Source organism: Pseudonocardia nematodicida (genome assembly GCF_040105385.1).
In the GTDB taxonomy this organism is placed as follows: domain Bacteria; phylum Actinomycetota; class Actinomycetes; order Mycobacteriales; family Pseudonocardiaceae; genus Pseudonocardia; species Pseudonocardia nematodicida.
This window is the reverse complement of the sequence record NZ_JBEDNQ010000001.1, coordinates 801,326-823,058: the sequence shown is the minus strand read 5'-3', so window position 1 is coordinate 823,058 and position 21,733 is coordinate 801,326. Positions and strand designations below refer to the sequence as shown.

21 protein-coding genes are annotated in these 21,733 nt (G+C 74.1%); 19 read left to right on the top strand and 2 right to left on the bottom strand.

Annotation, left to right across the window (positions count from 1 at the left end):
- Positions 1–43: 43 nt before the first annotated feature.
- Positions 44–1,681, bottom strand: coding sequence for an AMP-binding protein (locus tag WIS52_RS03805; protein ID WP_349296659.1), 1,638 nt, complete (start codon positions 1,679–1,681; stop codon positions 44–46).
- A gap of 3 nt (positions 1,682–1,684) precedes the next feature.
- Positions 1,685–2,548 carry an amidohydrolase family protein gene (locus WIS52_RS03800; protein WP_349296658.1) on the bottom strand — a complete coding sequence of 288 codons (864 nt, stop codon included), beginning with the start codon at positions 2,546–2,548 and terminating at the stop codon, positions 1,685–1,687.
- Positions 2,549–2,956: 408 nt separating this feature from the next.
- Between WIS52_RS03800 and WIS52_RS03795 the strand changes: the two genes are divergently transcribed.
- The 19 genes from WIS52_RS03795 to WIS52_RS03705 all read left to right on the top strand — a co-directional run bounded on the left by WIS52_RS03795 (position 2,957) and on the right by WIS52_RS03705 (position 21,723).
- Complete coding sequence (locus WIS52_RS03795) at positions 2,957–3,595, top strand: response regulator transcription factor (protein ID WP_349296792.1); 639 nt, start codon at positions 2,957–2,959, stop codon at positions 3,593–3,595.
- Positions 3,596–3,741: 146 nt separating this feature from the next.
- A complete protein-coding gene (locus WIS52_RS03790) occupies positions 3,742–4,644 on the top strand; it encodes an SDR family NAD(P)-dependent oxidoreductase (protein WP_349296657.1) in 903 nt (300 codons plus the stop codon).
- 2 nt (positions 4,645–4,646) lie between these two features.
- On the top strand, positions 4,647–5,105 hold the full coding sequence (locus tag WIS52_RS03785; protein ID WP_349296656.1) for a MaoC family dehydratase: 459 nt from the start codon (positions 4,647–4,649) through the stop codon (positions 5,103–5,105).
- Between the two features lie 8 nt (positions 5,106–5,113).
- Positions 5,114–5,473, top strand: coding sequence for a protocatechuate 3,4-dioxygenase (locus WIS52_RS03780; RefSeq protein WP_349296655.1), 360 nt, complete (start codon positions 5,114–5,116; stop codon positions 5,471–5,473).
- Positions 5,466–6,314, top strand: a complete 849-nt coding sequence (locus tag WIS52_RS03775) for a class III extradiol dioxygenase subunit beta (protein WP_349296654.1) — start codon at positions 5,466–5,468, stop codon at positions 6,312–6,314. The genes WIS52_RS03780 and WIS52_RS03775 overlap by 8 nt, the downstream gene beginning before the upstream one ends.
- A 146-nt stretch (positions 6,315–6,460) precedes the next feature.
- Positions 6,461–7,387: a methylenetetrahydrofolate reductase gene (locus WIS52_RS03770; protein WP_349296653.1), complete on the top strand. Its 927-nt coding sequence runs from the start codon at positions 6,461–6,463 to the stop codon at positions 7,385–7,387.
- Between the two features lie 5 nt (positions 7,388–7,392).
- On the top strand, positions 7,393–8,316 hold the full coding sequence (locus tag WIS52_RS03765) for a bifunctional 5,10-methylenetetrahydrofolate dehydrogenase/5,10-methenyltetrahydrofolate cyclohydrolase (protein ID WP_349296652.1): 924 nt from the start codon (positions 7,393–7,395) through the stop codon (positions 8,314–8,316).
- Complete coding sequence (gene purU, locus WIS52_RS03760; RefSeq protein WP_349296651.1) at positions 8,313–9,173, top strand: formyltetrahydrofolate deformylase; 861 nt, start codon at positions 8,313–8,315, stop codon at positions 9,171–9,173. Before WIS52_RS03765 ends, purU begins: the two co-directional genes overlap by 4 nt.
- A gap of 149 nt (positions 9,174–9,322) precedes the next feature.
- A complete protein-coding gene (locus WIS52_RS03755; protein ID WP_349296650.1) occupies positions 9,323–10,357 on the top strand; it encodes an ABC transporter ATP-binding protein in 1,035 nt (344 codons plus the stop codon).
- Positions 10,354–11,355, top strand: coding sequence for an ABC transporter ATP-binding protein (locus WIS52_RS03750; protein WP_349296649.1), 1,002 nt, complete (start codon positions 10,354–10,356; stop codon positions 11,353–11,355). Before WIS52_RS03755 ends, WIS52_RS03750 begins: the two co-directional genes overlap by 4 nt.
- Positions 11,352–12,311 (top strand): ABC transporter permease, encoded by a 960-nt coding sequence (locus WIS52_RS03745; RefSeq protein WP_349296648.1) that lies wholly within the window; start codon positions 11,352–11,354, stop codon positions 12,309–12,311. Before WIS52_RS03750 ends, WIS52_RS03745 begins: the two co-directional genes overlap by 4 nt.
- Positions 12,308–13,393 carry an ABC transporter permease gene (locus tag WIS52_RS03740; RefSeq protein WP_349296647.1) on the top strand — a complete coding sequence of 362 codons (1,086 nt, stop codon included), beginning with the start codon at positions 12,308–12,310 and terminating at the stop codon, positions 13,391–13,393. Before WIS52_RS03745 ends, WIS52_RS03740 begins: the two co-directional genes overlap by 4 nt.
- 9 nt (positions 13,394–13,402) lie before the next feature.
- Positions 13,403–14,326, top strand: a complete 924-nt coding sequence (locus tag WIS52_RS03735; RefSeq protein ID WP_349296646.1) for an SDR family NAD(P)-dependent oxidoreductase — start codon at positions 13,403–13,405, stop codon at positions 14,324–14,326.
- Positions 14,323–15,912 (top strand): ABC transporter substrate-binding protein, encoded by a 1,590-nt coding sequence (locus WIS52_RS03730; protein ID WP_349296645.1) that lies wholly within the window; start codon positions 14,323–14,325, stop codon positions 15,910–15,912. Before WIS52_RS03735 ends, WIS52_RS03730 begins: the two co-directional genes overlap by 4 nt.
- The gene (gene trxB, locus WIS52_RS03725) at positions 15,909–16,871 is read left to right on the top strand and encodes a thioredoxin-disulfide reductase (protein ID WP_349296644.1); all 963 of its coding nucleotides are present in this window, start codon (positions 15,909–15,911) and stop codon (positions 16,869–16,871) included. The genes WIS52_RS03730 and trxB overlap by 4 nt, the downstream gene beginning before the upstream one ends.
- A gap of 162 nt (positions 16,872–17,033) precedes the next feature.
- On the top strand, positions 17,034–18,146 hold the full coding sequence (locus WIS52_RS03720) for an NDMA-dependent alcohol dehydrogenase (RefSeq protein WP_349296643.1): 1,113 nt from the start codon (positions 17,034–17,036) through the stop codon (positions 18,144–18,146).
- Between the two features lies 1 nt (position 18,147).
- The gene (locus tag WIS52_RS03715; RefSeq protein ID WP_349296642.1) at positions 18,148–19,593 is read left to right on the top strand and encodes an aldehyde dehydrogenase family protein; all 1,446 of its coding nucleotides are present in this window, start codon (positions 18,148–18,150) and stop codon (positions 19,591–19,593) included.
- Positions 19,594–19,615: 22 nt separating this feature from the next.
- Positions 19,616–20,548, top strand: a complete 933-nt coding sequence (locus WIS52_RS03710) for a TIGR03560 family F420-dependent LLM class oxidoreductase (RefSeq protein ID WP_349296791.1) — start codon at positions 19,616–19,618, stop codon at positions 20,546–20,548.
- The gene (locus WIS52_RS03705; protein WP_349296641.1) at positions 20,545–21,723 is read left to right on the top strand and encodes an NDMA-dependent alcohol dehydrogenase; all 1,179 of its coding nucleotides are present in this window, start codon (positions 20,545–20,547) and stop codon (positions 21,721–21,723) included. Before WIS52_RS03710 ends, WIS52_RS03705 begins: the two co-directional genes overlap by 4 nt.
- Positions 21,724–21,733: the final 10 nt, after the last annotated feature.

Below are 21,733 nucleotides of genomic sequence, written 5' to 3'. Positions count from 1 at the left end.
CGCGGACGCGCGTCCCACCGGCGCTACGTCATCTGTCACGGGGTCAGCTGTCCCGGGACCGCAGGCCCTCCGCCGCGGCGGTCCGGGCCCAGGCGACCTCGATCTTGCCGGTGGGGGTGCGGGGGATCGCGTCCACCGTCACCACCGCGCGCGGGACCTTGTAGCCGGCCAGCTCCGCGCGCACCCGCTCGCGCAGGACACCCTCGTCCAGGGCGTGCCCGGCCACCGGGGCGGCGACCGCGACGACGACCTCGCCCCAGGTCTCGTCCGGCACCCCGACGACGACGGCGTCGGCGACCCCGGGATCGGTCAGGAGCACCTCCTCGACCTCCTGCGGGTGGACCTTCTCCCCGCCGGTGTTCACCACGCCCGATCCCCGCCCGAGGAACCGGATCGACCCGTCCGCCGCCAGCCGCGCGAGGTCGCCGGGCACCGACCAGCGGACACCGCCGACCTCGCGGAAGGTGGTCGCGGTGCGCGCGGAGTCGCCGTGGTAGCCGACCGGCATCGGGCCCCGGTAGGCCAGCACCCCGGGCTCCGGGTCACCGGGTTCGAGCAGCCGGTCGTCGGCGGAGAGCACCGCGGCCGCCGGTACCGGGAAGAATCGCGAGGGCAGGTCGGCGGCGGAGCGGGTGACCGCGAAGGCGAACGGCCCGCTCTCGCTGGAGGCGATGGCGTCCACCACGGCCAGCTCGGCGCGGGCGTGGAACTCATGCTTGAGCCGGTCGGCGAAGGCGGTGCCCGAGCTGAGCAGGTCGGTGACCGAGCTCAGGTCGTGCGGGGCCCCGGCGGCATCGGCCCGGACGAGCTCGTCGACCAGCGGCCGGGCCACCGCGTCCCCGGCGACGATCACGGTCCGGACCCGCTCGACGGCCACCGTCTCCCAGACGTGCCGCGGCTCGAGCCGGCCCGGCCGCAGGGTCACCGCACGCCCGCCGGCCAGCAGCGCACCCATCGTGTTGAACAGCCCGGTCCCGTGCATGAGCGGCACCACCGGCAGGGTCACCGGTGCCCGATCCGCGGCCCGCGCGGCCACCGCGACGTCGACGGCCTCGTCGACCGACGCCGGGGGCGCGTCCAGCCCGAGCGGCCCGAAGATCGGCACGGTCAGGCAGTGCAGCAGGTCGTCCAGTCGCCAGATCACGCCCTTGGGTCGGCCGGTGGTGCCGCCGGTGTACATGAACAGCCGGTCCGACCCGGGGCGCGGCTCCCGCGGCCGGGGAGGTGTCGCGGCGAGCAGTTCCGACAGCTCGGGGGCCGCGGGGCCGGGGGCGTCCGGCTGCGACGGGCCGACCCGCACCATCAGGCGCAGCGTGCCGACCTCGGCTGCGACCCGGTCGAGGTTCCCGGCGAGTGCGCCCGAGTAGACCACCGCCGCCGCGGCGGCGTCGGTGAGCAGCGAGGCGAGCTCGCCACCGGTGTAGCGGTAGTTGGCGTTCACCGGCACCGCGCCGATCTTGAACGCGGCGAACACCGTCTCGAGGTAGGCCGGTCCGTTGTACTGGTAGCACGCCACGGTGTCCCCGGCACCCACCCCGGCCACGGTGAGGGCTCCGGCCAGCCGGGCGGCGCGGTCGTCGAACTCGCGCCAGGTGTACGCGCGTCCGGGCGCCGAGATCGCGACCGCGTCGGGCTGCCGGTCGGAGATCCGCTCCCACACCGTGCCGAACGAGGCGTCCACGGCTCAGCTCCCGAGCCCGAGGAGACGCACGGCGTTGTCCTTGAGGATCTTGGGGCGGACGTGGTCCTTGAGGTCGAGCTTGGCGAAGTCGGCCATCCAGCGGTCCGGGGACAGCGCCGGGAAGTCGGACCCGAACAGCACCTTGTCCTGCAGCAGCGAGTTGGCCTGGGCGACCAGCTGCGGCGGGAAGTACTTCGGCGACCACCCCGACAGGTCGATCCAGACCTGCGGCTTGTGCCCGGCGACCGCGAGCGCCTCGTCCTGCCACGGCACCGACGGGTGTGCGATCACGATCGGCATGTCCGGGAAGTCGACGGCGACGTCGTCGAGGAACAGCGGGTTGGAGTACTTGATCCGGATGCCACCGCCCGCGCGCTGCCCGGCCCCGACCCCGGTCTGCCCACTGTGGAACAGCGCGGGCAGGCCGGCCTCGGCGATCACCTCGTAGAGCGGGTAGGCCATCGGATCGTTCGGGTAGAACGCCTGGTCGCTGGGGTGGAACTTGAATCCGCGCACGCCGCCCCGCTCGATCAGCCGCCGCGCCTGCCGGATCGCGACCTCACCGCGGTGCGGGTCCACGCTCCCGAACGGGATCAGGACGTCGGAGTGCTCGGCGGAGAGGTCGGCGATCTCGTCGTTGGACACCCGCGGCGGACGGCCGGTACGGGTGGCCGAGTCGACCGTGAACACCACCGCCGCCATTTCGCGCTCGCGGTAGTGCGCGGCGAGCTCGGGCACCGTCAGCTCGGGGATCGTGCCGAACCGTCCGGCCAGCGCGGTGGAGTCGACCCCCGATCTCTCCTCCTCGGTGACCGACGCCAGCACGTGGGTGTGCACGTCGATCGCGGTCAGCCGGTCGATGTCCATACGGCACTCCTCGTCGAGTGGTCGGGCGGGTGGGTCGGCTCCGGGGACGCGCTCGGGGCCGACGGTCACGCTAGGAATCGACCGCGACACCCGGCCAGCGCGCTTCGACGCGTCGGGCTCGGCCGGATGTCATCCGCGGTGGCGCGACGGATGACGTAGATCCGGCGCCCGCGGGTCCGCGACGGTTCTCCCGGAGCGGTGCCGGCGGCATGCTGGGCGGACCGGTGGTGCGCGGCGCCCGCGACGGGGCGGGCGGCGACGGCCACCGGGGGAGGAGCGCCGATGTCCGGGCGGGTACGACCGACGGGACCGGTGACGGCGGGAGCGCCGCCGCACGGACGGCCGGGGCCCCGGCACGGCGGCCGCACCGGGCCCGGGGCGCCCGACGCCGGTCCGGGCATCCGGCTGATGGTGGTCGACGACCACGCCGTGGTCCGCCGCGGGATCCGCGCCTACCTGGAGGTCAGCGACGACCTGCAGGTGGTCGCCGAGGCGGCCGACGGCGGGGAGGCCCTGGAGCGGCTGGACGCGATGGCCGCGCACGGCGAGCTGCCCGACGTCGTCCTGATCGACCTGCTGATGCCCGGCCTGGACGGTGCCGAGGCCACGTCCCGGATCACCGCCCGCCACCCGGCCGTCCGGGTGGTGGTGCTGACCAGCTTCGGCGAGACCGAGCGGGTGCACACCGCGCTGTCCCACGGGGCGTCGGGCTACCTGCTCAAGGACGCCGAGCCGGACGAGGTGGTCGCCGCCGTACGGGCCGCCGCGGCCGGCGAGGTCTACCTGGACCCGGCCGTCGCGCGCCGGCTGACCCGGGAGATCGTCGCGCCGCCCACCGGGCTCGCCGCGCTCACCGGCCGGGAGCGCGACGTGCTCGTCCAGGTCGCCAGGGGACGGTCCAACCAGGAGATCGCCGACGAGCTGGTGATCAGCGAGCGGACCGCGCGCACCCACGTGTCGAACGTGCTGCGCAAGCTGCAGCTGACCTCGCGCACCCAGGCGGCGCTCGTCGCGATCCGGCAGGGGCTCGTCCCGCCCCCGGCCTGAGTTCCACCCCGGCGTCCGCGACGGACGACGTAGGACGGGTGCGACGGCTGCCGCCACCGAACCCGTCATCGGCGCCATCCGGACGCGCGGGGTCTCCTCCTAGCGTCGACGGAAGCGGGCGGGCGCCCGCAGCGCGAGGAGGGGACATGCTCGACGGCAGGGTCGCCGTGGTGACCGGAGCGGGCCGTGGACTCGGTCGCGCGTACGCGCGGGCGCTCGCCACCGCCGGTGCCTCGGTGGTGGTGAACGACATCGACGCCGACGTCGCGGCGCAGACTGTTCGGTCCATCGTGGACGCCGGTGGCGCCGCGGTCGCCGAGACCGGGCCGGTCGGCCCGGCCGGGACCGCCGACGCGCTCGTCGCGCGGGCGGTGTCCGAGTACGGCCGGCTGGACGCGATGGTCACCAACGCCGGCGCGCTGCGGGACCGCACGCTGCGCAACACGACCGAGGAGGACTTCGACCTGGTCGTCGGCAGTCACCTGCGCGGGACCTTCACCTGCGCCCGGGCCGCCGTCGTCCGGTTCCGCGAGCAGGGCGAAGGGGGACGGCTGATCCTGGTCGGCTCCCCGGCCGGGCAGCGCGCCAGCTTCGGGCAGACCACGTACTCGGCGTCGAAGGCGGCGATCGTGGCGATGACCCGCACTTGGGCCGCCGAGTACGCCCGGATCGGGGTCACCGCGAACGCGGTGATCCCGACCGCGCTGACCCGGATGGTCGCCACCATCCCCGGGCTCGGGGAGCTCGTCGAGTCCGCCGACCGTGGCGAGCCGGTGCCCGCGCACCTGCGCCGCCAGGGCCTCGGCACCGCCGACGACGCGGCCGCGGTGGTCGTGTGGCTGGCCTCGGCGGCGTCCGGGGAGGTCACCGGCCAGGCGATCGCCACCGGCGGCGACCGGATCGCGCTGTGGACCCACCCCGAGATCGTCGCCGAGCGGCTGCGCGAGGGCGGCTGGACCGCCGACGCGGTCGCCGAGGAGTTCACCGGTCCGCTCGGCAAGGAGCTGTGTGACCACCTGCCCACCCCGCTCGATCTGGAAGGACCGTAGAGATGACCACGACCGCGCACGGCGTCGGCGGAGCGCTCGCGCTGCCCACCGGCACCGTTCTGGGGCACAGCGACCCGGTCGAGATCGACCAGAAGTCGGTCGACCTGTTCGCCGACGCCACCGGCGACCACCAGTGGATCCACGTCGACCCGGAGCGGGCCAGGTCCGGCCCGTTCGGCGGCACGATCGCGCACGGCTACCTGACGCTGTCCCTGGTACCCCGGCTGTTCGGGCAGATCCTGGACCTCACCGGGTTCACGACGGTGGTGAACTACGGCTGCGAGCGGGTCCGGTTCCCGTCCCCGGTGCCGGTCGGCTCGGTGCTGACCGGCTCCGCGGTGCTCGACTCCGTGGCCGAGGTGCCCGGCGGGGTGCAGCTGACGACCACGCTGACGATCACGGCCGAGGGCGCGGCGAAGCCCGCGTGCGTGGTCACCTTCCTGACCCGGCACCTGGTGTGAGGTGCCTGGTGCCCGACGACACCGTTCCCGGACCGGCCGGGACCTACGTCTTCGACGGCCCGGCCGGACGGCGCGGCCAGACGATGAACCGTATGTTCTCCTCGCTCCGCGACGAGCACGCCCGCGCCGAGTTCCGGGCCGGTGAGGCCGCCTACTGCGCGCGCTTCGGCCTGTCCGAGGCGCACACGGCCGCCGTCCTGGACCGGGACTGGCAGGCGATGCTCGACCTGGGCGGCAGCATCTTCTACATCTACAAGCTGGCCATGATGGACGGGCTGTCCATGCAGTACCTCGGCGGCGTCTTCACCGGGATGTCCGAGGCCGAGTTCACGGCCGCGATGCGGGCGGGGGGACGCCGCGATGTCTGAGGTGATCTGGGGTCTCGGGACCTCGCACGTGCCCTCGATCGGTGCCGCGATGGACAGGGGCCTGGTCGCCGACCCACTGTGGGCGCCGCTGTTCGAGGGCTACGCGCCGGCCCGCGAGTGGCTGGCCGGGCGCAACCCGGACGTGGCGATCCTGATCTACAACGACCACGCCAACGGCGTGGACCTCGACATCACCCCGACCTTCGGGATCGGTACCGCCGACCACTACCGGGTCGCCGACGAGGGCTTCGGCCGGCGCCGGGTCCCGGACGTCGTCGGGGCTCCCGAGATGGCGTTCCACCTGGTCCAGAACCTGATCGACGAGGGCTTCGACCTGACCGTGTTCTCCGAGCTGGACGTGGACCACGGGTTCACCGTCCCGCTCTCGGTGTGGACGCCGGACCCGGGAGAGGCCTGGCCGTGCCCGGTCATCCCGGTGATGGTCAACGTCATCCGCTACCCGCAGCCGAGCGCGGCGCGCTGCTACGCGCTCGGGCAGGCGCTGGGCCGGGCGATCGCGAGCTACGACGGCGTCGGGACGGTCGGTGTGCTGGGGACCGGCGGCATGTCGCACCAGCTGGCCGGGGCCCGTGCGGGGTTCGTGAACCCCGAGTTCGACCACATGTTCCTCGACGCCGTCGCCCGGGACCCGGAGAAGCTGACCGCGCTGCACCGCGACGACTACATCCGCCTCGCCGGGTCCGAGGGCATCGAGCTGATCATGTGGCTGGTGATGCGCGGGGCGCTGAACCCGACCGTGCGCACCGTGCACACCGCCTACCACGTGCCGGCGTCGAACACCGCCGCCGGCCTGGCCCTGTTCGACAACCGCGCGGGCTGAGCTACGTCGATCGTCGCGGGCCCGGCGCGACCGCCGCCGAGGCGGGTCGGGTCGTCCGCGCGATCCCGCCGGGGCCCGGGATTCCTAGCGTCGAACGCACGCCGGGAGCGTCCGCTCCGCGGCGTTCCCCGACATCCGGAGGCGTGATGACCTCGGTGGCCGACTCCCCGCAGTCCGGGCCGGACACGGGCGGCGAGCACGTTCCCGCCGCGGTCCCGGGCGGCGCCCACGAGGCCCTCCGGGCCCGTGGCGCGGTGGCCCGCGCCCTGCGCGACGCGACCTACGAGATCCTGCCGTTCCGCGGCACCGAGGACTCGGTGTGCGAGCACGTCTCCCCGGCGACCGGGCTGACCGTGACCACGACCGAGGCCAAGGGCCTCGACCCGACCCTCGACCTGGCCGTCCGCCTCACCGGGCACGGCTACCGGGTTGCCCCACACCTCGCGGCCCGGCTGGTCCGCGACCGGGCGCACCTTGCCGACATCGTGGCGAGGCTGCGCGACGGCGGCGTCGAGCGGATCTTCGTGATCGCCGGCGACGCCCCCGAGCCGGCCGGGAGCTACACCGACGCGCTCGGCCTGCTGCGCGACCTGGACGAGCTCGGGCGCCTCTTCACCGAGGTCGGGATCGGCGGCTACCCCGAGGGGCACGGCCGGATCGACGACGTCCGGCTCGACGCCGCGCTGCGCGACAAGGCCCCGCACGCCACCCAGGTGATCACCCAGCTCTGCTTCGACGCCGGGGTCACCACCCGGTGGGCGGCCGGGCTGCCGGCCCGCGGCGTGACCCTGCCGGTCCGGGTCGGGATCCCCGGCGCGGTGTCCCGGCAGAAGCTCGTGCGCGTCTCGGCGGGCCTCGGGCTGGGCCAGTCCGCCCGCTTCCTGGCCAAGCAGACCGGGCTGCTGTGGCGGTTCCTGCTGCCCGGCGGCTACAACCCGGACCGGCTGCTGCGCGGGCTGGCTCCCGCTCTCGCCCGGCCGGACTCCGGCCTGGGCGGGGTGCACGTCTTCACGTTCAACGACCTCGCCAGCACCGAGGCCTGGCGCCGGCGCCGGATCGAACGGGCCGGGTGACCGGCGTGGTCGCGGACCTGATCGACGGCCGGGCGAGCGCGCGGGCGCTCGCCGCGGACCTGGCGGACCGGGTGCGGGAACTGCGCGGCGACGGTGGCCGGCCCGGCCTGGCGACCCTGGCGGTCGGCACGGACCCGGGTGCGGCGATGTACGTCCGGCGGCTGGCGGCGCTGGCCGGACGCCTCGGCGTGCACCACCGGGCCCACACACTGCCCGCCGGCGCGTCACAGCGGGAGGTGCTCGACGCCGTCGCGGCACTGAACTCCGACCCCGCGGTCTCCGGGATCCTCGTGCTGCGCCCGCTGCCGGCCCACCTCGACCCGACCGCGGTGTTCCGCGCGCTGGACCCGGCCAAGGACGTCGAGGCGCTGCACCCGGAGAACGCCGGCCTGCTGGCGCTGGGCTCCCCGCGGTTCGTGCCCTCGACCGCCGCGGCGGTGTTCCACCTGCTCGACGGCTGGCTGGACGCCTGCGGCGAGGACCGGGCGGCGTTCTACCGGCGGTCCCGGATCGTCGTGGTGGGGCGGTCGGTGACCGTCGGCGCCCCGGTCGTCGCGCTCGGGTGCGCCCGGCAGGCGGGTGTCCAGTCGATCGACGAGTGGGCCGACCGGACCGGCGGGCTCGGGCGCTTCACCCGGTGGGCCGACGTGCTCGTCGTCGCGGCCGGACGGCCCGGGCTGATCCGGGCCGAGCACGTGTCCCCGGACGCGGTGGTGGTCGACGTCGGGATCCACACCGTCCGCGGCCCGGACGGGCGTCCCCGGACCGTCGGCGACGTCGACGCCGGCTCGGTCGCGCCGCGGGTCCGGGCCCTCACCCCGGTGCCCGGCGGCGTCGGACCGGTCACCGACGCCTGCCTGCTGCGGTCCACCGTGGATGCCGCCCTGGCCGGCGCGCCGGCCAGGGCGTCGGTGGGGGCACCCGGATGAGCGCCCGGCACGGCGCCCTGCTGCTGTCCTGCCCGGACGTCCCGGGCATCGTGCACGCGGTCTCCGGGCTGCTGCTCGAGCACGGCTGCACGATCCTGCAGAGCCAGCAGTTCGGGAGCTCGACCACCGGCACCTTCTTCCTGCGCGTCGAGTTCGCACGCACCGACGGCGCCGACGTCGGGCTGCCGGCGATGCGGGCGGCGTTCGCCCCGCTCGCCGAGCGGTTCGGGATGACCTGGCGGCTCGACGACCCCGCCCGCCGGCACCGCGTCGTGATCATGGTGAGCCGGTTTGCGCACTGCCTGAACGACCTGCTCTTCCGGTCCTCGATCGGGGAGCTGGCCCTCGACGTCGTCGCGGTGGTGTCGAACCACCCCGACCTCGGCAAGCTGGCCGACGGCTTCGGGGTCCCGTTCCGGCACGTGCCGGTCCCGCCGGGCGGCAAGCCGGAGGCCGAGGCCGCGCTGCTCGAGCTCGTCCGGTCCGAGGACGTCGACCTGGTGGTGCTCGCCCGGTACATGCAGGTGCTCTCGGACGACGTGTGCACCGAGCTGGCCGGGCGCGCGATCAACATCCACCACTCGATGCTGCCGAGCTTCAAGGGCGCCCGGCCCTACCACCAGGCGCACGCCCGCGGCGTCAAGGTCATCGGTGCGACCGCGCACTACGTGACCGCCGACCTGGACGAGGGCCCGATCATCGAGCAGGAGCTGCTCCGGGTCGACCACTCGCTGAGCCCGGACCAGCTCGCCGCGCGCGGGCGCGAGGCCGAGACCCTCGCGCTCGCCCGGGCGGTGCGCCGGCACTGCGAGAACCGGGTCGCGGTGCTGGGCAACCGGACCGTCGTCTTCCCCTGAGCCACACAGCTACACAGCCAACCAAGATCACCATCCGGAACCGGCCTTCCGGGTGGCGAAAAGGCCGATGTGGAGCACTGCTCACCACTCGTAGCGTCATCGCAGGTCACGGGGCGAGGACGCCCCGCGACAGTCCGAGGGAGCCGTCGATGGTCCAGACCGAGAACGACCCGGGCGCCGGGTCGGGAACGCTGCTGCAGGTCGAGGACCTGCGGGTCGAGTTCCCGACGCCGTCCGGCGCGGTGGAGGTCGTCGCGGGGGTGTCGTTCGACGTCCGCCCGGGAGAGACGGTCGCCGTGGTCGGCGAGTCCGGGTCGGGCAAGAGTGTCACCTCGCTGGCCGTGCTCGGCCTGCTCGGCCCCGGCCGGGTCGCGAGCGGCACGATCACCCTGCGCGGGGAGGAGCTGACCGGTGCCGGCCGCGACCGGCTGCGGACGCTGCGCGGCGCCGAGATCGCGATGATCTTCCAGAACCCGATGAGTGCCCTCGACCCGCTGTTCTCGGTCGGCGACCAGGTCGTCGAGGCGATCCGGGTGCACCGGCCGACGACGCGGGCGCAGGCCCGGGCCCGGGCGGTGGAGCTGCTGCGCGAGGTCGGGCTGCCCGACCCGGAGCGCCGGATGCGGTCCTACCCGCACGAGCTGTCCGGCGGCCAGCAGCAGCGGGTCGGGGTGGCGATGGCACTGGCCTGCGATCCCGGGCTGCTCATCGCCGACGAGCCCACCACCGCGCTGGACGTCACGGTCGAGGCGCAGATCCTCGCGCTGATGCGCCGGCTGCAGGCCGAGCACGGCGCGGCGCTGCTGCTGATCACGCACGACATGTCGGTCGTCGCCCGGATGGCCGACCGGGTCGTCGTGATGTACGCCGGGCAGGTCGTCGAGCGGGGCCGCACCGATCGGGTCCTCGCCGCGCCCGCCCATCCCTACACCCGGGCGCTGATCACCTCGGTGCCGACCGTGGACACCGGCCGGGACGTGCCGCTACCGGCGATCCCGGGCCGGGTGCCGAACCCGAGCGAGATCCCGGCCGGCTGCCGCTTCCACCCGCGCTGCCCGGAGGCCGTGCCACGGTGCCGGACCGAGCAGCCCCCGGTGGTCGGGACTCCGGACGGCGGCGAGAGCCGGTGCTGGCTCTCCGACCCGGCGGCCGAGCTCGCCGGAGCGGCCGGGGCGACCCGATGAACGGCACACCGCTGTTCGAGGCGCACGACCTCGTCAAGCACTTCCGCACCGGGCGCGGGACGGTGCAGGCCGTCAACGGGGTCTCGCTGAGCATCCCCCGCGGCCGCACGGTCGGCCTGGTCGGCGAGTCCGGGTCGGGCAAGTCCACCGTGGCCCGGCTCGCGCTGCGGCTGATCGAGCCGACCTCGGGGGCGCTGAGGTTCGACGGCGCCGACCTCGGCGCGGCCTCCGGTGCGGCACTGCGGCGACTGCGGCGCCGGATGCAGATCGTCTTCCAGGATCCCGTCGGGTCGCTGAACCCGCGGATGACCGTCCTGCAGGCGGTCGGCGAGCCGCTCGTCGTGCACCGCATGGCCCGCGGGCAGGAGCTCGCCGACCGGGTCGTCGAGCTGCTGGAGCGGGTCGGGCTCGGCGCGCGCGACCTGCACCGCTACGCCCACCAGTTCTCCGGCGGGCAGGCGCAGCGGATCGGGATCGCCCGGGCGCTGGCCACCGGACCGGACCTGATCGTCTGCGACGAGGCGGTGTCCGCACTGGACGTCTCGGTGCAGGCGCAGGTGCTCAACCTGCTGCGCCGGCTGCAGGCCGAGAGCGGCATCTCCTACCTGTTCATCGCGCACGACCTGAACGTGGTGCGCTACATGTCCGACGAGGTCTGCGTCATGTACCTGGGCGAGATCGTCGAGCGCGGGGACGGCGACGCCGTGCTGCGCGACCCGCGCCATCCCTACACCCGGATGCTGGTCTCGGCCGTCCGCGACCTCGGCCCGTCGGCCGCCGCGGCCCGCCGGCCGGTCGCCGAGGCCGTCACCGGTGAGGTCCCCAGCGCGATCGACCCGCCCGACGGCTGCCGGTTCCACACCCGCTGCCCGGTCGCCGAGCCGGAGTGCCACACCGAGCGCCCGCCGCTGCGCACCGTGCCCGACCGGGACGTGGCGTGCCGGCTGGTCGACTCGCGTGACTCCGGGGACCGCCGGGACCCGGTGGTCTCGCCGTGATCCGCTACGTGGCGCGCCGGCTTGCCTACGGCGCCGTGGTGATGGGCCTGGTCACCGTCCTGGTCTTCGTGCTCATGCGGCTGGTCCCCGGCGACGCGGTGACCCTGCAGCTGGTCGACTCCGGCGCCGGCCCCGAGGAGGCCGCTGCGCTGCGCGCCGAGTTCGGGCTCGACGTCCCGGTCTGGGTGCAGCTCGGGAACTGGCTGGCCGGCGTGGTCCGCGGCGATCTCGGGACCTCGTTCTACACCGGAGCCCCGGTCGCGGAGCTGTTCCTGCAACGCATCCCGGTGACCGTCACCCTCGGGCTGCTCGCGCTGGTGTTCGCGACGGTGGCCGGGGTCGGGCTCGGGGTGCTGGCCGCCGTCACCCGGGGCACCGCCGTCGACGGCGCCGTCCGCACCTTCGCGGTCGCGTTCCTCTCGGTGCCGAACTTCGTCGTCGCGCTGCTGGTGCTGACCGCCTGCGCGGTCTGGCTCAACTGGTCGCCGCCGCTGGCCTACCGGCCGCTCACCGAGGACCCGGCCGGCTGGATCCAGCAGATGGCGATCCCGGTGATCGCGCTCGGGACCGCAGGCATGGCCGGTACCGCCCGGATGGCGCGCTCGTCGCTGCTGGAGTCGCTGAACTCCGACTACGTGCGCACCGTCCGGGCCAAGGGGGCGGGGGAGCGCACGGTGATCGGCAAGCACGCCGCGCGGAACTCGACCATCGCCGTGCTCACCCTGCTCGGCCTGGAGCTCGCGACGATCCTCGGCGGCACGGTGATCCTGGAGCAGATGTTCGGGATCCCCGGGACCGGACAGCTCGTCTACACCGCCGTGCTGGAACGCGACTACCCGGTCGTCGTCAGCTGCACGATCTTCTACGCCGCCCTGTTCATCGTGACGATCATCGTGATCGACCTGCTCTACGCCTGGGTCGATCCGCGGATCCGGACCGGAAGGGCGCTGTCGTGAGCACCCTGCCCACCGGCGGTGCGGCACCGCCCGCCCCAGCCGCCCCCACCGGGACCGCCCCGACGACGACGGCCGGGCGGCTGCGGGCCGTCGCGGCGGCCGTCGGCCGGTTCGTCCGGTCCCAGCCCCTCGGTGCGGTCGCGCTCTCCGTGCTGACCCTGTTCGTCCTCTGCGGACTCCTCGCGCCGCTGGTCGCGCCGTACGACCCGCTGGAGCAGTTCCGGCGCGACATCCTCGCCGAGCCCTCGGCGCAGTTCTGGCTGGGCACCGACGACCTCGGCCGCGACGTGCTCTCCCGGTCGCTGCACGGGGCGCGGACCTCGCTGCTCATCGGGGTGGCGACGACCGCGGTCAGCCTGGTGCTCGGCACGACGATCGGAGTGGTCTCCGGCTACGCCGGGCGCGGGGTGGACCTGGTCCTGCAGCGGGTGATGGACGCCGTGCAGGCCGTCCCCGGCATCGTGCTGCTGCTGTTCATCGCGGTGATCCTCGGGCCGTCGGTCCGGAACACCATCATCGCGCTGACCGTGGTCATCACACCGGCGTTCAACCGGATCGCCCGCGGCGAGACGCTGCGGGTGCGCGAGGAGCGCTACGTCGAGGCGGCCCGCGCCACCGGGGCCGGGCTCGGCCGGATCCTGTTCCGGCACGTGCTGCCGAACATCCTCGCACCGGTGTTCACGCTGGCCAGCCTGATCTTCGCGGGCGTGATCATCGCCGAGTCCGCACTCAGCTTCCTGGGCATCGGACCGCCGCCGCCCACGCCGTCCTGGGGGATGATGCTCTCCGAGGGCGTCCGCTACGTCGAGCGCGCCCCGTGGATGATCGTCGTCCCGGCGATCCTGCTCTCGCTCGCCGTGTTCAGCCTCAACCTGCTCGGCGACGCACTGCGCGACCACCTGGACCCGCGGCTGCAGCGCACCGTCTTCACCGAGTCCCGCCGCTGGTGGCGGCCGCGCCCGCCGGCCGGCCTCGCCCCCGGCCTCGCCGCGGCCGCCGACCGGACCGACGGCACCTCCGCACAGCCCGGTCCCGACGACCGGCCTCCCGCCGCCGGCCCCGGCGGCCCGTCCCACCTCTAGGAGCGATCGATGGAGATCTCCCTCGCCGGCAAGGTGGCCCTGGTCACCGGGGCCGGACCGAACATCGGCAGCGGTATCGCGCTGGCGCTGGCCCGCTACGGCGCCACCGTCGCGTGCAACGACATCGACCCGGACGCCGCGGCCGCCGCGGTCGCCCGGATCGAGCGCAACGACGGGCGGGCGATCGCCGTGCCCGGCGACGTCACCGACCCCGAGCAGGTCACCGGATACATCGGACGGATCGTGGACGAGCTCGGCGGGATCGACATCCTGGTGAACAACGCCGCCCTGCTCGGTGGCAGGGGCGTGCTGGACGAGAGCGCCGAGTTCTTCGACCGGGCGGTCCGGGTCGCGGCGCTGGGCAGCTTCCTCAACACCCAGCAGGTCGGCCGGCACATGGCCGAGCGCGGCACCCGCGGCTCGATCGTGAACGTGTCCTCGTCCAACGGCTGGTCCGGATCGGCCGGTGTGATCGCCTACGCGTTCCACAAGGGCGGGATCAACAACTTCACGCGGGCCGCCGCCATGGACCTGGCGCCGTACGGGATCCGGGTCAACTCCTTCACCCCGACCGCACCGACACCGGACAACCCGGCGCTGGACGGGCGCAGTGTCCTCGACCGGCCGCGGCCCGGTCGCGGTATCGGCGGCGAGGCCGGCACCGAGTCCTGGCGCCGCCCCGCCCGCTGGTCGGGCGATCGCATCCCGATGGTCCCGATGGGCAGCACCGGCACGCCGACCGACATCGGGCACTGCGTCGCCTGGATGTGCTCGGACCAGGCCCGGCTGATCACCGGCCAGGACTTCGTGGTCGACGGCGGCGCCCGGGCGAAGAACTTCGCCTACGCCCCGGCCGCGGCCACCGAGCTTGCCGGCCCGGTGCCGCTGGTCGGTCTCGACGTCACCGGCGAGCTCGACCGGGAGCCGGTGTGAACGCGCGGCGCGGGCTGCCCGCACTCGCGCTCGTCACCGCGCTCGTCCTGACCGCCTGCGGGGGAGGGGGCGGGGGCGGCGGCAACGACGGGCCGGTCGGCGACCCCCGGCCGGGCGGATCGCTGGTGATGCAGCTGCCCGCCGAGGTCTCCACCGACATCAACCCGCTGGAGAGCTCCGACCCGAGCGCCACCGGGATCATCTCCGGCACCGTCTACGGCAAGCTGGTCGACTACCGGACCGGCCCGGACGTGACCGAGCTGGAGATCGTCCCCGACCTGGCCGAGTCCTGGGAGATCTCCGACGACGGGCTCACCTACACCTTCGACCTGCGCCAGGACGTCACCTGGCACGACGTCGCACCGGTGAACGGGCGCCCGTTCGTCGCCGACGACGTCGTCGCCACGCTCACCGCGATGAAGGAACGCGGGCTGCAGGCCTACATGCTCGAGGCCGTCGAGTCGGTGGAGGCACCGGACGAGCACACCGTGGTGGTGCGGCTGAGCACTCCGTTCGCGCCGTTGCTGGAGTACATGGCCTACCACACCTTCCTCATGATCCCGAGGGAAGGCGTCGAGGGGGCCTACGACCTCGACACCGTCGCCATCGGCACCGGCCCGTTCGTGCTCACCGAGCACAACCAGGACGTCGAGTGGGTGCTGACCCGCAACACCGAGTACTACGTCCCGGACCGGCCCTACCTCGACGAGATCCGCCGCCCCGTCATCAACGACACCGCGGCGATGACCGCCGCGATGCGCAGTGGCCGCCTCGACATCGGCACCACCAGCGACATCAACGTCGCGAACGAGTTCCGCGACGACCTCACCGTCACCGAGACCCCGGGCGCGCCGGTCAGCTTCTACCTGAACCCGCAGTCGGAGCCGTTCGGCGACCTGCGTGTGCGGCGCGCGGTGATGCTCGCGGTCGACTGGGAGGGCATGGGCGAGAACATCCGCGGATCGTTCAACCTCACCTCGATCCTGCGCCCGGACATCACCGACGCGGCGCTGTCCGCCGACGAGGTGCGCGAGCTGCGCCCCTTCGATCCCGAGCAGGCCCGCAGCCTGCTGGCCGAGGCCGGCCTGGCCGACGGGTTCGACACCACGATGATGGTCCAGCGGGTCGACGACGAGGACGTCCGCGAGGCGCAGTGGATCCAGGCCGACCTGGCCGAGGTCGGGATCCGGGTGACGCTGGAGACCGTCGACCCCGGCACCGGCATCGAACGCCGCCGCAACCACGACTTCGCGATGGCCAAGGCGCTGCGCACCGTGCACCTGCCCGACCAGGCGTTCCGCGACTTCATGCCGGACTACATCGAGAACTACGCACTCGTCGACGACCCCCAGCTGGTCGCCGACTACGCCGGCACCCGCGCGGCCACCGACCTCGACGCGCAGCGCGAGACCTACCGGGAGATGCAGACCCGGATGGAGACCGAGATCGCCCAGGGGCTCTACCCGATCCAGAAGTTCGACTACGCGATCAACTCCGACCGGGTACAGGACCTGTACCCGAGCCCGATCCTCCAGGGCCGCCGGCTGGCCGAGGTGTGGCTGAGCGACCAGCCGGAGACGCCGTGAGCGCGCCCGTGCACGAGCTGATCGTCGTCGGCTCCGGCCCGGCCGGCTACACCGCCGCGGTGTACGCCGCGCGGGCGCGGCTCGTCCCGCTGGTCTTCGAGGGCACCCGCTACGGCGGCGCCCTGATGACCACCACCGACGTCGAGAACTACCCGGGGTTCCCGGACGCCGTCGACGGGCCGGGGCTGATGGAGCGGATGCGCGACCAGGCTCGGCGGTTCGGCGCCGAGCTGCGCGCCGAGGACGTCGAGCGTCTCGATCTCACCGGACCGGTGAAGGAGGTCGTCGCGCACGGCACCGTGCACCGGGCCCGCGCGGTCGTGCTCGCCACCGGCGCCGAGCCCCGCTACCTCGGCGTGCCCGGTGAGCAGGAGCTGCTGGGGCGGGGCGTGTCCTCGTGCGCGACCTGCGACGGGTTCTTCTTCCGGGACCGCGACGTGGCGGTCGTCGGCGGCGGGGACTCGGCGATGGAGGAGGCGGAGTTCCTGACCCGGTTCGCCCGCACCGTCACCGTGGTGCACCGGCGCGACGAGTTCCGCGCCTCGGCGATCATGCTGGAGCGGGCGCGGACGAACCCGGCGATCCGGTGGCGGACCCACCAGGAGGTCGTCGCCGTCTCCGGGTACTCCACTGTGGAGAGACTGCGGCTGCGCGACGTCCGGGACGGGGCCGAGTCCGCACTGGACGTCGCCGGGATGTTCGTCGCGATCGGTCACGACCCGCGCAGCGGCCTGGTGGCCGGCCAGCTCGACCTCGACGACGAGGGCTACGTCCGCACCCTCGCGCCGGGGACCCGGACCGCGCTGCCCGGCGTGTTCGCCTGCGGGGACCTGGTCGACCGGCACTACCGGCAGGCGATCACCGCGGCCGGGACGGGCTGCGCGGCGGCGATCGAGGCCGAGCGCTGGCTCGCCGCGACGGCCGCCGCGGACACGGTGGACCTGCCTTCCGCGTCGTGAAATCTCCCTCCCGTGCCCCTCGGCGCGGGCGGCATCGTGAGTGCACCGGCCGGTGACCCGGCCCACATCTCCGCCCCACCGTCAACGACCGCCGGAGGGGACCGCCGGATCCGGCGCGGACCGGCACCGCCGGCCCCGGCGCAGACCGAGACAGGAGCCGACATGGGCATGACCACCCGAGCCGCGATCTGCCGCGAGCCCGGCACCCCGTGGGAGATCACCGACGTCGAGCTGGACGACCCGCGCGCGAACGAGGTGCGGATCCGGTTCCACGCCGCCGGCCTCTGCCATTCCGACGACCACATCCAGAAGGGCGACGCCCGGATGCGGATGCCGGTCGTCGGCGGGCACGAGGGCGCCGGCGTCGTCGAGGCGGTCGGGGCGGGCGTCACGCGGGTCGCGGTCGGCGACCACGTGGTCTGCTCCTTCATTCCGGCCTGCGGGCGCTGCCGGTACTGCTCGACCGCCCGGCAGAACCTGTGCGACGCCGGCAAGAACGCCGCCACCGGCGAGTTCCCGGACGGCAGCTTCCGGTTCCACCTCGACGGAGAGGACCTCGGCGGGCTGTGTGTGCTCGGCACGTTCTCGCAGCACGCCGTCGTCTCCGAGTTCTCCTGCATCCCGATCCCGGACGACATCCCGTTCGACGTCGCCTCGCTGGTCGGCTGCGGGGTGCCGACCGGCTGGGGCTCGGCGGTGCACGCCGCCGGGGTCCGGGCCGGGCAGACCGTCGTGGTCTACGGCTCGGGTGGCGTCGGCGCCAACGCGGTGCAGGGCGCCCGCTACGCCGGGGCGAAGAACGTCGTGGTGGTCGACCCGGTCGAGTTCAAGCGGGACATGGCCAAGGTCTTCGGCGCCACGCACACCTTCGCCACCGCGGCCGAGGCGCACGAGTTCGTGGTCGAGACGACCTGGGGCGAGCTCGCCGACCACGCGATCATCACCGTCGGCGTCCTGCACGACGAGGTGATCGAACGCGCGCTGCAGGTGGTCGGCAAGGCCGGTCAGGTCACGATCACCGCCGTCGGGAACGGCACGGTGAAGGCCCCGTCCGGGATGCTGATCGGCTACCAGCGCCGGGTGCAGGGCGCGATCTTCGGGGGCTGCAACCCGCTGCACGACGTGCCCCGGCTGCTCGGCCTCTACCGCTCCGGTGACCTCAAGCTCGACGAGCTGATCACCCGCCGGTACCGGCTGGACGAGGTCAACCAGGGCTATCAGGACATGCTGGACGGCAAGAACGTCCGCGGCGTCATCGTGCACGAGGACGCCTGACATGACCGTCACCGAGATCGCCACCGGCGACGCGCACCTGATCGGCGACGACTGGGTCCCCGCCGCCGACGGCCGCACCATCGACGTTCTCGACCCCGCCACCGGAGAGGTCGTCGGCCGGGTCCCGCGCGGCTCGGCCTCCGATGTGGACTCCGCCGCCACCGCCGCGGCCGCGGCCTTCCCGGCCTGGCGGGACACCAGCGCCACCGAGCGCGGCCGGCTGCTGCTGCGCTGGGCCGAGCTCGTCGAGGCCCACGCCGGCGAGCTGGACCGGCTGGAGTCCGCCGAGGTCGGCCGCCCGCACTGGGGGCCGCCGCCGATGGCCCGGATGCTGACCTTCCTGGCCGGGCAGGCGGACAAGGTGCAGGGCCGCTCGCTGCCCACGCACGACCCGGACGCGCTCGGGTTCACGTTGCGCGAGCCCTACGGTGTGGTCGCGAGCATCATCCCCTGGAACGCCCCCGGCCCGATGTTCGCCAACGACGTCGGCGCGGCGATCGCGGCCGGGAACACCGTCGTCGTCAAGCCCGCCGAGGACGCCCCGCTGACCCCGCTGGCGCTGGCCCGGCTGGCCCGGGAGGCGGGCATCCCGCCGGGCGTGGTCAACGTCGTCACCGGCTACGGACACGAGGCCGGCGCCGCGCTGCCCGCGCACCCCGAGGTCCGCCGGGTCGGGTTCACCGGCTCGCCGGAGACCGGGTCCGCGGTGATGGCGACCTGCGCGCGGCGGCTGGTGCCGCTGCACCTCGAGCTCGGTGGCAAGTCCCCGCAGGTGATCCTCCCGGACGCCGACCTGGACCGGGCGGTCCCGGCGATCGTCGCCGGCATCACGCTCAACACCGGCCAGATCTGTGCCGCGGGATCCCGGGTCGTGGTCGACCGGGCGGTCCGCGCCGAGGTGGTGGAGCGGCTCGCCGAGCACATGGCCGCGGTGACCGTCGGTCCCGGCACCGAGAAGGTCCGGATGGGACCGCTGATCAACGCCCGGCAGCGCGACCGGGTACTGGGCTACGTCCGCACCGGACGCGACGAGGGCGCACGCCTGGTCACCGGCGGCGGCACCCCGTCCGGGGACGGATTCGACCGCGGGTTCTTCGTCGAGCCCACCCTGTTCGACGGCGTCGAACCCGGCATGACGATCGCCCGCGAGGAGATCTTCGGGCCGGTCCTGTCGGTGCTGGAGGTCGACGGGGAGCAGGAGGCGCTCCGGGTCGCCAACGGCACCGACTACGGCCTGGTCGCCTCGGTCTGGACCCGTGACGTCGGCTGCGCCGTCCGGATGTCCCGTGGTCTGCAGGCCGGCCAGGTCGCGGTGAACGCCGCGCTCGGCGCCGGGGTGATCGGCGGACCGTTCGGCGGCTACAAGCGCAGCGGGTTCGGCCGCACCATGGGCGCCGACGCGGTGCTGGAGCACACCCAGGTGAAGACGGTGTCGTTCCGTGGCTGAGGGCGTGCGACTGCGCGTGCTGATGGAGCCCCGGCACGGCGCCCGCTACGACGAGATCCTCGCGCTCGCGCGGGCCACCGAGGCCGCCGGGTTCGACGCGTTCTTCCGCTCCGACCACCTGATGGGCGTCGACCCGCGGGACCCGGCCTACCGGCCCACCGACTGCTGGACGACGCTCGGCGGGCTGGCCCGGGACACCCGCCGGGTGCGGCTCGGCGCGCTGGTCGGGGCGGCCACGTTCCGCGAGGCCGGGCTGCTCGCCACGATCGTCGCCTCGGTCGACGAGATGAGCGGCGGCCGGGTCGAGCTCGGTCTGGGCACCGGCTGGTACGAGCGCGAGCACGCCGCGTTCGGCATCCCGTTCCCGCCGACCGGGCGCCGGTTCGACCGGCTCGACGAGCAGCTCGCGGTCGTCACCGGGCTGTGGCGCGCGGCCCGTACCGGGACCCCGTTCTCCTTCGACGGCGAGCACCACCGGATCGACGACAACCACTCGCCGCCGCACCCGGTGCAGACCCCGCACCCGCCGGTGATCGTCGGTGGCACCGGTCCGAAGCGGACACCGGCGATCGCCGCCCGCTACGCCGACGAGTTCAACGGCGCGCTCGGCCGCGGCGACCTCGCCGACCGGTACGCGGTCTTCGACCGGGCCTGCGAGGCGATCGGCCGGGACCCGGCCACCGCGCGCCGCTCGGCCGTGCTCCCCGTGGCCTGCGGCGCGAGCGCCGCCGAGGTCGAGCGCCGCGGCGCGGTGATCGGCTCCGAGCTCATGCGCGCACACGCCGCGATCGGGGGCCCGCAGCACCTCGTCGACCGGATCGCCGGGCTCGCGGACAGCGGCGCCGACACCGTCTACCTGCACGTCTACGACATCCACGACCTCGACCACATCGCCCTGATCGGGGCCGAGGTACTGCCGCACGTCGCGGCGACCGAGGAGGGGGCACTGCGATGAGCACAGCGACCGAACAGTCCGGCACGGACACGGCGGAGCCGGGCGTCATCACGACCCGGGCCGCCGTCGCCCGGGCCCCGCACCAGGGCTGGGAGCTCACCGACCTGCGGCTCGAACCGCCGCGCGCGCACGAGGTCCGGGTGCGGTTCCACGCGGCCGGGCTGTGCCACTCCGACGACCACATCACCGCCGGCGACGCCGGGGTGCGGTTCCCGATCGTCGGCGGGCACGAGGGCGCCGGCGTCGTCGAGTCGGTGGGCCCGGACGTGCGCCGGGTCGCGCCGGGGGACCGGATCGTCTGCTCCTACATCCCGGCCTGCGGGGCCTGCCGGCCGTGCTCGACCGGCTACCAGAACATGTGCGTGAAGGGCCTCAACGCCGGCACCGGGATGTTCCTGGACGGCTCGTTCCGGTTCCACGAGGGGACCGGCTCCGACCGGGTCGACCTCGGCGGGTTCTGCACCGTGGGCTCGTTCTCGCAGTACGCCGTGGTGTCGGAGTGGGCCTGCATCCCGCTGCCCGACGACGTCCCGTTCGAGATCGGCGCCCTGGTCGGGTGCGGGGTGCCCACCGGCTGGGGCTCGGCGGTCTACGCCGCCGGGGTCCGCCCGGGCGACACCGTGGTGATCTACGGCGCAGGCGGGGTCGGGTCCAACACCGTGCAGGGCGCGCGCTACGCCGGGGCGCGGCACGTCGTCGTCGTGGACCCGGTCGCGTTCAAGCGCGAGTCCGCCGAGCGGTTCGGCGCCACGCACACCTTCGCCGCAGCCGAGGAGGCGCACGAGTTCGTGCGCGGGGCGACCTGGGGCCAGCTCGCCGACCACGCCATCTGCACCCCCGGCGTGCTCACCCCCGAGGTCGTCGACGCCGCCGTCGCGGTGATCGGCAAGGGCGGCAAGGTGACCGTCACCGCCGTCGGGCGGAAGGGCGAGAACACCGTGAACGTGCACGCCGGGAACATGATCAGCTACCAGCGGCAGATCCGCGGTGCGCTGTTCGGGGCCTGCAACCCGCTCTACGACGTCCCCCGCCTGCTCGGGCTCTACCGGGACGGTGACCTGCTGCTCGACGAGCTGATCACCCGGCGCTACCGGCTCGACGAGATCGACCAGGGCTACCGGGACATGAACGACGGCAAGAACATCCGTGGCGTGCTCGTCCACGACGGCGTCTGAGACCCCTCCG